Origin of the sequence: Novosphingobium lindaniclasticum LE124, from assembly GCF_000445125.1 — a bacterium.
GTDB classification, from domain to species: Bacteria; Pseudomonadota; Alphaproteobacteria; order Sphingomonadales; family Sphingomonadaceae; genus Novosphingobium; species Novosphingobium lindaniclasticum.
The window spans coordinates 1-8,965 of sequence record NZ_ATHL01000025.1; the positions used below are offsets into that span (position 1 = coordinate 1).

General features: G+C 68.4%; 13 protein-coding genes and 1 pseudogene. 1 reads left to right on the plus strand and 13 read right to left on the minus strand.

The features are described from left to right. Nucleotides 1-84: 84 nt before the first annotated feature. The 11 genes from L284_RS27850 to L284_RS27900 form a co-directional block, all read right to left on the minus strand. Nucleotides 85-396: a gene transfer agent family protein gene (locus L284_RS27850; protein ID WP_021232560.1), complete on the minus strand. Its 312-nt coding sequence runs from the start codon at nt 394-396 to the stop codon at nt 85-87. Then, on the minus strand, nt 393-800 hold the full coding sequence (locus L284_RS27855) for a phage major tail protein, TP901-1 family (protein ID WP_021232561.1): 408 nt from the start codon (nt 798-800) through the stop codon (nt 393-395). The genes L284_RS27850 and L284_RS27855 overlap by 4 nt, the downstream gene beginning before the upstream one ends. Nucleotides 801-825: 25 nt before the next feature. Further along, complete coding sequence (locus L284_RS27860) at nt 826-1,215, minus strand: DUF3168 domain-containing protein (protein ID WP_021232562.1); 390 nt, start codon at nt 1,213-1,215, stop codon at nt 826-828. Between the two features lie 3 nt (nt 1,216-1,218). Continuing rightward, nucleotides 1,219-1,398: a hypothetical protein gene (locus L284_RS27865; protein ID WP_021232563.1), complete on the minus strand. Its 180-nt coding sequence runs from the start codon at nt 1,396-1,398 to the stop codon at nt 1,219-1,221. Next, complete coding sequence (locus tag L284_RS27870; RefSeq protein WP_021232564.1) at nt 1,395-1,943, minus strand: head-tail connector protein; 549 nt, start codon at nt 1,941-1,943, stop codon at nt 1,395-1,397. Before L284_RS27870 ends, L284_RS27865 begins: the two co-directional genes overlap by 4 nt. 131 nt (nt 1,944-2,074) lie before the next feature. Beyond that, nucleotides 2,075-3,217 (minus strand): phage major capsid protein, encoded by a 1,143-nt coding sequence (locus L284_RS27875; protein ID WP_021232565.1) that lies wholly within the window; start codon nt 3,215-3,217, stop codon nt 2,075-2,077. Nucleotides 3,218-3,404: 187 nt separating this feature from the next. Next, nucleotides 3,405-3,806, minus strand: a complete 402-nt coding sequence (locus L284_RS27880) for an HK97 family phage prohead protease (RefSeq protein WP_021232566.1) — start codon at nt 3,804-3,806, stop codon at nt 3,405-3,407. After that, entirely contained in the window at nt 3,803-4,111 is a 309-nt protein-coding gene (locus L284_RS27885; protein WP_021232567.1) for a DUF6127 family protein, read from the minus strand. The genes L284_RS27880 and L284_RS27885 overlap by 4 nt, the downstream gene beginning before the upstream one ends. Then, nucleotides 4,108-5,268: a phage portal protein gene (locus L284_RS27890; protein WP_021232568.1), complete on the minus strand. Its 1,161-nt coding sequence runs from the start codon at nt 5,266-5,268 to the stop codon at nt 4,108-4,110. The genes L284_RS27885 and L284_RS27890 overlap by 4 nt, the downstream gene beginning before the upstream one ends. Before the next feature lie 81 nt (nt 5,269-5,349). Continuing rightward, nucleotides 5,350-6,678, minus strand: a complete 1,329-nt coding sequence (locus L284_RS27895; protein ID WP_021232569.1) for a DNA-packaging protein — start codon at nt 6,676-6,678, stop codon at nt 5,350-5,352. After that, on the minus strand, nt 6,671-7,147 hold the full coding sequence (locus L284_RS27900; protein ID WP_021232570.1) for a hypothetical protein: 477 nt from the start codon (nt 7,145-7,147) through the stop codon (nt 6,671-6,673). Before L284_RS27900 ends, L284_RS27895 begins: the two co-directional genes overlap by 8 nt. A gap of 213 nt (nt 7,148-7,360) precedes the next feature. Here L284_RS27900 and L284_RS27905 point away from each other — a divergent pair, with 213 nt between their 5' ends. Further along, nucleotides 7,361-7,999, plus strand: coding sequence for a YqaA family protein (locus L284_RS27905; protein ID WP_021232571.1), 639 nt, complete (start codon nt 7,361-7,363; stop codon nt 7,997-7,999). A gap of 32 nt (nt 8,000-8,031) precedes the next feature. On the opposite strand, the gene L284_RS27910 is transcribed toward L284_RS27905, so the two are convergent. Continuing rightward, nucleotides 8,032-8,421 carry a DUF4112 domain-containing protein gene (locus L284_RS27910; RefSeq protein ID WP_021232572.1) on the minus strand — a complete coding sequence of 130 codons (390 nt, stop codon included), beginning with the start codon at nt 8,419-8,421 and terminating at the stop codon, nt 8,032-8,034. A 62-nt stretch (nt 8,422-8,483) separates the two neighbouring features. After that, nucleotides 8,484-8,965: pseudogene (locus L284_RS48180) on the minus strand (ABC transporter substrate-binding protein); the annotation flags it as partial.

An 8,965-nucleotide genomic window follows, 5' to 3' on the forward strand; every position in this document is an offset into this window, starting at 1 on the left:
CCCAGAACTCGGCGGGCCGCCAGCCGAGCGTGCGCGCGGCAAGACCGCAGAGCACGAGTGCCGCCGGCGCGAACCGGGCCTCGCTCATCCGCTGCCCTTCAAGATCTGGCCGAGCAGCAGGCGCAGCGGCGCCGCGCAGGCCACCAGACCGTGGGACACGACGGCTTCGCCCACGGTCTCGCGCGGCAGGGCGGCGTGCGGACCGAGGCAGTGCCAGAACAGCGCCGTCAGTTCGGAAAGGCGAAGCTCCCCCGCGCCGGCCCGCTCCACGAGGGCGAACAGCGGGCCGAGTTCCTCCTCGGCGGCGACGAGCGCGGTGAAGCTGGGGCGCAGGACATGCGCCGTGCCCCCGATCTCCAGCAGGGCCTCGCCGCGCAGGGCGTTGGCGCCCGTCATGCCGGGGTCACCTGGCCGGAGCTTTCGAGTTGCAGCGTATAGTTGCGCTCGCCGTTGAAATCTCCGGCATAGTCGAGACGCTGGACCAGGAACCGCCCGCGCAGCTTCTCGCCGTCCTCGAAACTCAGTTCGTAGTCGTCGAGCGTCCCCGCCATGGCGTTGGCGCGGATCTTGGCCTCGGCCGCGCTGCCGAGGAAGATTCCGGCGGCGCTCACCGATACCGAGCGGATGCCCGCCCCGGACAGCAGCTCGCGCCAGCCGCCGCTGTCCTTGCTGGTGACGACGACGGCATCGCCGGTCACCGACATCTGCGTGGTACGGAGACCGGCAACGGTCTGATAGCCGGCGGGAGAGCCGCCGTTCGAAATCTTGAGAAGGAAGGCACTGCCTTTTTGGGCGGGCATGGTGGTCTCCTTGAAACGAGAGAGGTCAGGCGGCGAGCAGGCGGAATTGATACTCCAGCAGGACGGCGCGGCGGCTTTCGCCGCGTTGTTCGGCACGGGCGCGCAGGAACCGGGTCGTGACGACCTGGGATCCCGGTTGCTCGGCAGGCAGGGTTTCCACCCGCGCTTCGATCGCCGCGACGAGCGGCGCCACCGCGCCGGGCGTGTCCCCCCGGCATTGCAGTTCGAGCGCGATCCGAACCTCGCGTCCGGCGGCGGTCTTGCAGCTCCAGTCGGTGCTGGCGCTGGAGGCGATTGCCAGCCAGGGCAGGCTGGTGCGCAGCGGCGTTTCCTCCGTCACGCCGTTGAGCACGGAGGAGAGCACCGGATCGGCGGCGAGCCATTCGATCAGGGCGGCGCGCAGGGCGTTTTCCATGACTTATCCTTTCCCGAACAAGGGCCAGACGAGATCTGCGCGGCGCCAGCGCTTTTCGTCGCGGCGTTCGGTCAATCGCCGCGTCGCGGCCCGGGCGGCAGCCAGCGTCCTGGCCCGCTCGGTCAAGCGCCGGGCGAGGCTTTCGAAAGCCGCATCCGCGTCGGCTGCAATCAGGCCGCTCATGTCAGGCGCATGCGCCGCCAGGGACGCCACAGCGCGGCGACGGAAGCGGGCGGCAATGGGGCGGCGCCACTGGTGTCGCGCCCGCGGTGCTGGTGCGCGGCCAAGCGGATCATGCCCTGGCGAAGTCCGTCCGGTAGGCTGTCCCAGTCTTCGGCAAGTCCCGCCTTGAAGCGGACGGCGGCCTTGCGTGCTGCCGTGGAGGAGGAGAGGCAGACTCGGCCGGTGCCGTCCGCATCAAGGTCGATCTCGTAGGAACCGGCAGGTAGCGCAAGCCGAGCGCCGTCGGCGGCGATGCCCTCCACCACGGTGATCGCCTGTACCGGCCTTGTGGCAAGCGACTGCCATCCCGTGGTCGCAGGCAGTATTTGCTCGCACACGGCAACCAGCGGCATTCGGCCGGTGAAGGCCTCGCAGGTTTCCAGGGCGGCGGCGAGCAGGGCGGCCAGCGGGGCGTCGTCTCGCGCGGTGGTAACGCCGAGCCACTGCTTGAGTTCGGCAAGCGCCGAGGTCGGCAGCTCCGCCCGCGTGAGAATGACCCGGTTCATGGGTGTCTCCGATCAGGAAGGAAGGAGGCGGGTGGCCCGCGCCGGGCGGGGCGGGGGAACTGGCGCGGGCCGCTGCTCAAGGGCGTGCGGAGAAGCGAAAGGACGGCCGCTTCCCGCACGCCGGGACGGCGTCAGGCCGTGATCTTGAGCAGCTTGATCGCGTCGGAATCGAGCACCTGGCCGCCAATCCGCTTGGTCGCGTAGAAGTGGACGAAGGGCTTGTTGGTGAAAGGATCGCGCAGGATCGAGGTCGCGCTGCGCTCCGCGATCAGGTAGCCGGCGCGGAAGTTGCCGAAGGCGATCGGTACGGCGCCGGCGGCGATGTCGGGCATGTCCTCCGCCTCGACCACGGGATAGCCGAGCAGGCGGTTCGGCTGGCCTTCCATCAGACCCGGCTGCCACAGGAACGAGCCGTCCGCCGCCTTGAGCTTGCGCACCACGCCCAGGGTCTTGGCGTTCATCACCCAGCTTGCGCCCTGGCGATGTCCGCCCTTGAGCGCATGGACGAGATCGATGAGCTTCAGTTCGGGCGCGGCGTCGAAGCCGCTGGCGTTGCCGGAGCCAAGGAACTGCAGCGTGCCGAAGGGGCGCACCGCATCGGCCGTGGCGGCGTTGGGCGCGGTGAGGAAGCCCTTCGGCTGGTTGGTGCCGGAGCCGCTCACGAAGGCCGCGCCTTCCGCGCGGCCGAACTCCGCGGCGATCTCGTCCGCCAGCCACGACTGGATGTCGAAGGCGGCATCGTCGAGCATGGCCTGGCTCGCCGCCGGGTTCGCGTAGAGTTCGCCGCCGGGAGGCGCGATTTCCGCGAAGCTGGGCGCTGCGGTCTCGACCCGGGCGCCGGTCTCGCTGACCCATCCCGAGGTCGTACCGCTGGTGGTGACGAGCTTGCGGTAGCCGGCAGTGCCGGTCTGCACCACTTGCGCGATCGAGCGGATCGGGCTGATGTTCTTGAGCCTGGCGGAGATCAGGGCATCGACTTCGCGCGGAACCGCGTAGCCGCCATCTGCGGGAACGGCGCCGGAGAGCGACTTGATCTCGGTCTCGCGGCCCATGCGCAAGTAGCCGTCCACGAAGCCTTTCACTTCGAGGCTGGCGGCGGCAGCGGCGGCGCCTTCGATGACCGGCCGGGCAGCGGCGCGGCTGACACGGTCGAGGCGGGCCTTCACGTCATCGACATCGCCGCGCAGTGTTTCGACGGCAGCTTCGGTGGCGTCCTGACGGGCCACGAGGTCGAACGAGGCGTCGAGCGCTTCGACGGGAGTAAGGGAGTCCATCGGGCATTCACCTTTCGGTTGGAGCCGCCCGTTTTTGGCGGCAGGGAAATGAGGGGCACAGATCGTCGTCGCGGACGTGATCCGGGACCCTGGGAAGTTCTTGAGGCGATAGCGTGCGCGGAGGCAGCCCTGCCGCTGGGTTGATGCGGCTCGGCCAGCGGTCCTGGATCGAGGCCGGGACGACGGGTCAGGAGATCAGGTGGACGCGCGCGCCATGCTGCATCGGGTGCGTGACCAGGCTGATCTCGAAGAGTTCGAGATCGAGCAATTCGCGGCCTTCGGCAGTCCGGTGGCTGGCCCGGGTACGATAGCCGAATGAAAGCCCGGTCACGGCCGCCCGCTTCAGCGCGAGACCGGCCGCGCCATCCGGGTTGTCCACCGAGGCGACCACGCGCAGCCCGCGCGGATCTTCGGCGACGGTCTCCACCCATCCGATCCGCAGGTCCGGGCGGTGCTGCCAAAACAGCGGCAGCGGATCGCGCCGCTCCGCCAGTGTTCGGGCGAAGGCACCGGCGCGGATCACATCGCGCCCGGAGTCGCGCTTGCCGAACAGGGCGGCGTAGCCGGCGAAGCGTAGCGGCTCGCTCATCGCAGCAACTCGCCCGCGCCCAGGCGCACGGCAAGGCCGAGCAGCAGCAGCGCCAGCACGCCGCGTACCAGCCAGCCGATCGCGGCGGCCTGCGCACTGGCCTTGGCGTCGCGCCAGGCCTGCAGCAGCTCGCGCAATTCCGAGAGGTCTCCCGGAGCGGTCGCGTCGTCGAGGCCGATCCGCGAGAGCATTCGCCGCGCGCCGACTTCGCTGGCTTCCTCGACGATGGCGCGAAGAGTCACGAGGTCGCTTCCCTCGGCACCGGCCTGCGCGAGCAGGCCGGCCAGCATGTCTTTTTGGTTCATGGTTTGTTCTCCACATCCTGTTGCGCGGGAAGGCCGAGCAGGGCGCGTTTTTCACCGTCTTCCAGGAAGTCCGCGGCGCTGACCTGCGCCCAGAGTCGTTCGCGATCCTCGGCAAGGGCAGGCACGCGGTCGAGGTCGATGGCAAGTTCGCTGCCGGGGAACCACGGCGAAAGGCCTTCGCAGAGTCCGGCGAAGATCTTGCTGGCCAGCGGCAGCAGCGTGAGCCGCCAGAGTGCGCGATTGGCTTCGCGGTAGTTCGCGTAAGTCGCATCACCCGGAAGGCCGAGCAGCATCGGCGGCACACCGAAAGCCAGCGCCACGTCGCGCGCGGCGGCAGCCTTGAGGGTGGCGAAGTCCATGTCGGCGGGCGTCATCGCCATGGCCTGCCACTTGAGTCCGCCCTCCAGCAGCATCGGCCGTCCGGCATTGCCCGAACCGGCGTAGGCCTGCGCGAGTTCCGCCTTGAGCCGGTCGAACTGGTCGCCGGTGAGAGTCTGCCCGTCGTCCGCTTCGTAGACCAGCGCGCCCGAGGGACGCGCCGCATTCTCCAGAAGCTGGCGATTCCATCGCGATGCGGCATTGTGCGTGGCGATCGCCTCGTCTGCGGCGGCGAGGCAGCCGGCGCCGTAGTGATCGTCCGCCGGGTGGAAGTGGCGGATGTGGATCATGTTGGGCGAGGCGTCCTCATCCAACAGGGGGATCGTCAGGCGCCGACCGGCCACGTCGTAGGCGAAGGCCGCCGGCCAGCCGTCTTCCCCGGCGACGATCGAGACGCGTTCCGGGCGCAAGGCGAAGAGTTCGGCCGGTCGTCCGCGTCCGTCCTTGACGACCTGCACGTAGGCATTGCCGTGGAGCAGGAGGTGACAGGCCAGCGTTTCCAGCAGCGACTGTCCGGCACTCGTCTCGGTGACGAGCGCGGCGAGCCCGGGATCGGCGGCACGGAGCGGTGCGCCGCCGATCCCTTCCGCGACGAGCCGGACGGCACGCTGCGCCACCGGATTTTCCAGATAGGCCCGGCGCACGGCCGAACCGTATTCGAAGGGTGCGCGTCCGCCGCCACTTTCGGCGAAGAACCAGGGCGAAGCCGGCCCTCGCGCCAGCGGCACGCGGGCACTCTCGCCCTTGAAGGCGGCAACGAGCGTATCGAGGAAGGACACTGATGGGTTCCTTTCAATAGAGGTTCGAGCGGTTTCGGCCGCTGAATCGGTCAGGCGCGGAAGGGAGCGGGGAGCGTGACGCTACGCCAGCCTCACCCGAGGCTCACCGCCTTTGCCGAGCATGAGTTCGCTCAAGGCCCAGACCAGCGCATCGGCGCGGTCGGGCGAACGGCCCGGCCCCTGGTAGGATCCTCCGGCGATCAGCCCGCACATTTCGTCCTCCAGCTTGGGGAACTGCCCGGCGTGGCAAACCCGTCCGGCTTCGTAGAGCGCGGCGACCGGCTCGGCGCGGGCGACCTTCCCGCGGCTGGCGTGGACCAGTCTCAGCGGCAGCGAGAGCCGCGCCGCCCGCAGAACCGAGCCGACCATCGCGCCCCCCTGGTTCGCCTCGGCGATCACGCGGTCCGCCTTCCAGGCTTCGGCGGTCGCGGCGACGGTGCGGGCCCAGCGTTCGGGACCGGCCTTCTCTACCGAGGCATCGGCCATGACATGTGCGGTGCCGTCTTCCGCAAGGCCAACGACCACGATACCGCAGGCATCCCCGCCGGCCGAGGCAGGCGGATCGACGCCGACCACGATTCGGCTGCATTCAGGAGCGCCGCTTTCACGGCAGGCCTCCAGGAGCGCGCGGCTCCAGAGCGCGCCCTCGATGTCGGCGATCAGTTCGCCATCGATCTCCTGCCGCCCCAGAAGGCTCTGCGAAAACGAGCTTCGCATGGTGTCGAGAAAGCGCTCGGGCAGGTTGGCGGCATTGTCGAACGTGCTGCCGCGCGTCACCGTGACTTCGCCGCTTTCGCTCTCGGCAAGCAGCCGCATGACCAGCGGCACGCTGCGCGGGGTCGTGGTGGCGACGGCGCGCGGGTCCCGGCCGAGGCGCAGGCCCATGAGCAGGTTGTCCCAGCTTGCCACCGCACGCGCCGAGGCATTGTCCCACTTGGCAACTTCGTCGCACCAGGCATGGCTGTGCTGAGGACCGCGCAGCGCTTCCGGTTCGGCGGCGGAATAGAGCATCGCCTGCGCACCGTTCGGCCAGGTCAGTCGCCGCAGCGAAGGTTCGAAGACCGGCCTCCGCCACGGTGCGCCAACCGAGAGCAGGCCGCTCTCGCCCTCGACCATGACCGAGCGTGCTTCGCCGAGATGGGCAGCCACGAGCGCGATGCGTGCTTCGGGCTGGCTTTCCGCGATCTCGTTGACCCATTCGGCGCCGCAGCGCGTCTTGCCGAAGCCGCGTCCGGCCATGACCAGCCACACGCGCCAGTCTCCGGCGGGAGCGATCTGCGAGGGCCGCGCCCAGAGGCGCCAGTCCCAGCGCCACTCGCGCTGCCCGGACGCGCCGAGTCCCGTCATGAAGCTTTCCAGTTCGCCGTCGTCGGCATCTGTCAGCCAGTGCAGGGGATCGGCTTCAGCCATGATCGACCTCCGCTTCGGCTCCCGGCAGGCGCCGCGCCATGACCTGTTCGCGCAATTGCGCGAGCTTGGCGTGGATGGAAGCGCGCACGGCGGTGAGATCCTCGTTCTCCCGCGCGGCCCGTTCGCGCGCCACGGTCTCGCGATGAAGGCCGAGCAGGCGCAGGGCCGTGGCGTTGTCGAACTTGACGTCTCCGTCCTTGGGATCGCCGAAGCGCAGCCGATAAAGAACTTCCATCTCCAGGTTCTCGTAGCCCTCGAGCAGAGCTGCGCGCCACGCGCGGGCAAAATCGGGATCGCTCCGGCGCAGCCTGTAGGCCTTGCCCGGCGGTACGGCGGCCGCGAGGCTGGCGGCACTGACGTTGGAGGTTTCGGCCAGCGCGCCCAAGAAAAGGGTGCGCCACCGCTGCTCGGTCTTGTTGCCTCGCCGGCACGGTGCAGCGCCGGACGAAGCCGTTTTCGGCTCGACCATAGGGGACCATCCCTGCTGTTGAAGGTATTCGACGGACGATATGCGATCGACAAGACCGCTTTCGATGTTCTTGTTTTGTACCTAAACGGATTCGAAATGTCAAGAGCGTATAACCAAATGGGTTATATCTTGCCGCTGCGGGGGCGGCCTACTAAGCACGGCACCACGGCCGCTCGTCTCGCGGCACCCGTTCCACGATAGCCGGAGAACCCGATGCTGCGCCGCCTTTACGACTGGACCATGGCCAAAGCGGCGCACCGCCATGCCGAATGGTGGCTGGCCCTCTTCGCCTTCATGGAAGCCAGCTTCTTTCCGGTGCCGCCGCATCCCTTGCTGGGGCTTATGTGTCTGGCCGAACCGAAGAAGGCGATTCGCTTCGCAGTAATCGCCACGCTGGCCTCCGTCGCGGGCGGCCTGCTCGGCTATGCGATCGGCCACTTCGCTTACGCTGCCTTCGGCCAAGCCTTGCTGCAGGCGCTGGGATTGGCGGACAGCTTCCCGAAAGCGGCCTGCTACTTGCGCGAGTACGGGGCCGAGATCATCGTCGTGAAAGGCGCGACGCCGATCCCCTTCAAGCTGCTGACGATCACCGCCGGTTTCATCGGCATGAACCTTGCCGTGTTCATCGGCGCTTCGATCGTCTCGCGCTCGATCAGCTTCATGATCGTGGGCGTGTTGTTCCGGCTGTTCGGCGCGCCGATCAAGGCCGTGATCGACAAGCACCTCGGCAAAGTGACGGCGGCTTTCGCCGTGGCCGTGGTCGCCGGGTTCCTCGCGGTCGCCTTCCTGGGCGGCGGCGCCAAGGAGACCGACCAGAAGTGCGACTTCACCGCCGCCGCGCAAACGGCCTGAGCGGTTCTGATCGCGGCCGGCGGATCATTCCTTCAGCCTTCGATCACCCGCGCATGAGGGTGGTGCCGGTCGATATGCCGGCGGATGATCTTCAAGTTGCGGCGGTTCGAACGGAACATGAAATCGAACAGGTCGCCTGCTACCGGAATGGCTCCCAGCAGCGTATCCACGCCGACGTTCGTGGTCATGCGTGCGAGCTGCCATTTCGACATACCCAGGTTCCGCGCTTCCCAGACGAGATACATGCCCAGCGCCGCCGCGACCACGTCACCCGCGACGGGAACCAGGCCGATCACGGCGTCCAGCCCGACCTTGCGCCTTATACCGGGAAGCGCCACCGCACGTTCGAGCACATGTTCGAGCATTTCCACGCGGCGAAGGACCGCCACGGGATCGGTGCCAAGCGGCAGATCCAAATCCATGCGCCGCGTGGAAGTCTGTCCAGTTGCCAAAGTCGTGCCTCTCCGGAAAACGGTTGAAGGCTTTATCTGGCGACCCATGCCAGCGGCATCAAGGGGTGCCAGGCCCAGGTGTTGGGGGCGAAGCCGGCCACGCTGCCGCGCACCAGCGACCAGCGGATGGGGGTTCCGAAGGGAATGAAGACGTTGGCGGCCGTCAGTTCCGCTTCTGCTTCGATCAACAGGGCGGAGCGTTGTTCCGGAGTCGCGGCGATCGCCGCTTCCGAGACGCGGGCATCGGCGTCGGCGGAGCAGAGCCCGCGTCCGTTGCGGCAGGAGAGTCGGTTGAGGAACCATGCGGCGCGGGGGTAGCGCGCAACCTCGTCGATCAGCCGCAGGTCGGCGACCTTGGAATCGTCGGTCCTGACGAGTTGAACACCGATCGCGGTCAAATCACTGGTGAGTTTCTCGAGCAGTCGGTCGGAGCCTTCGCCGCTCGGCAGCCAGATCGTCAGGCGCGGACCGTTGCCGATCGCAGCGGGCGGCAGCGGCGGCGCGCCGCGGCCGG

Excerpts from the sequence above, each read along its gene's own strand:
- L284_RS27860 (WP_021232562.1), bottom strand. The coding sequence starts at position 1,215 with ATGGAAAACGCCCTGCGCGCCGCCCTGATCGAATGGCTCGCCGCCGAT.
- L284_RS27855 (WP_021232561.1), bottom strand. The coding sequence starts at position 800 with ATGCCCGCCCAAAAAGGCAGTGCCTTCCTTCTCAAGATTTCGAACGGC.
- L284_RS27875 (WP_021232565.1), bottom strand. The coding sequence starts at position 3,217 with ATGGACTCCCTTACTCCCGTCGAAGCGCTCGACGCCTCGTTCGACCTC.
- L284_RS27900 (WP_021232570.1), bottom strand. The coding sequence starts at position 7,147 with ATGGTCGAGCCGAAAACGGCTTCGTCCGGCGCTGCACCGTGCCGGCGA.
- L284_RS27905 (WP_021232571.1), top strand. The coding sequence starts at position 7,361 with ATGCTGCGCCGCCTTTACGACTGGACCATGGCCAAAGCGGCGCACCGC.
- L284_RS27910 (WP_021232572.1), bottom strand. The coding sequence starts at position 8,421 with ATGGATTTGGATCTGCCGCTTGGCACCGATCCCGTGGCGGTCCTTCGC.
- L284_RS27865 (WP_021232563.1), bottom strand. The coding sequence starts at position 1,398 with ATGAGCGGCCTGATTGCAGCCGACGCGGATGCGGCTTTCGAAAGCCTC.
- L284_RS27850 (WP_021232560.1), bottom strand. The coding sequence starts at position 396 with ATGACGGGCGCCAACGCCCTGCGCGGCGAGGCCCTGCTGGAGATCGGG.
- L284_RS27880 (WP_021232566.1), bottom strand. The coding sequence starts at position 3,806 with ATGAGCGAGCCGCTACGCTTCGCCGGCTACGCCGCCCTGTTCGGCAAG.
- L284_RS27895 (WP_021232569.1), bottom strand. The coding sequence starts at position 6,678 with ATGGCTGAAGCCGATCCCCTGCACTGGCTGACAGATGCCGACGACGGC.
- L284_RS27870 (WP_021232564.1), bottom strand. The coding sequence starts at position 1,943 with ATGAACCGGGTCATTCTCACGCGGGCGGAGCTGCCGACCTCGGCGCTT.
- L284_RS27885 (WP_021232567.1), bottom strand. The coding sequence starts at position 4,111 with ATGAACCAAAAAGACATGCTGGCCGGCCTGCTCGCGCAGGCCGGTGCC.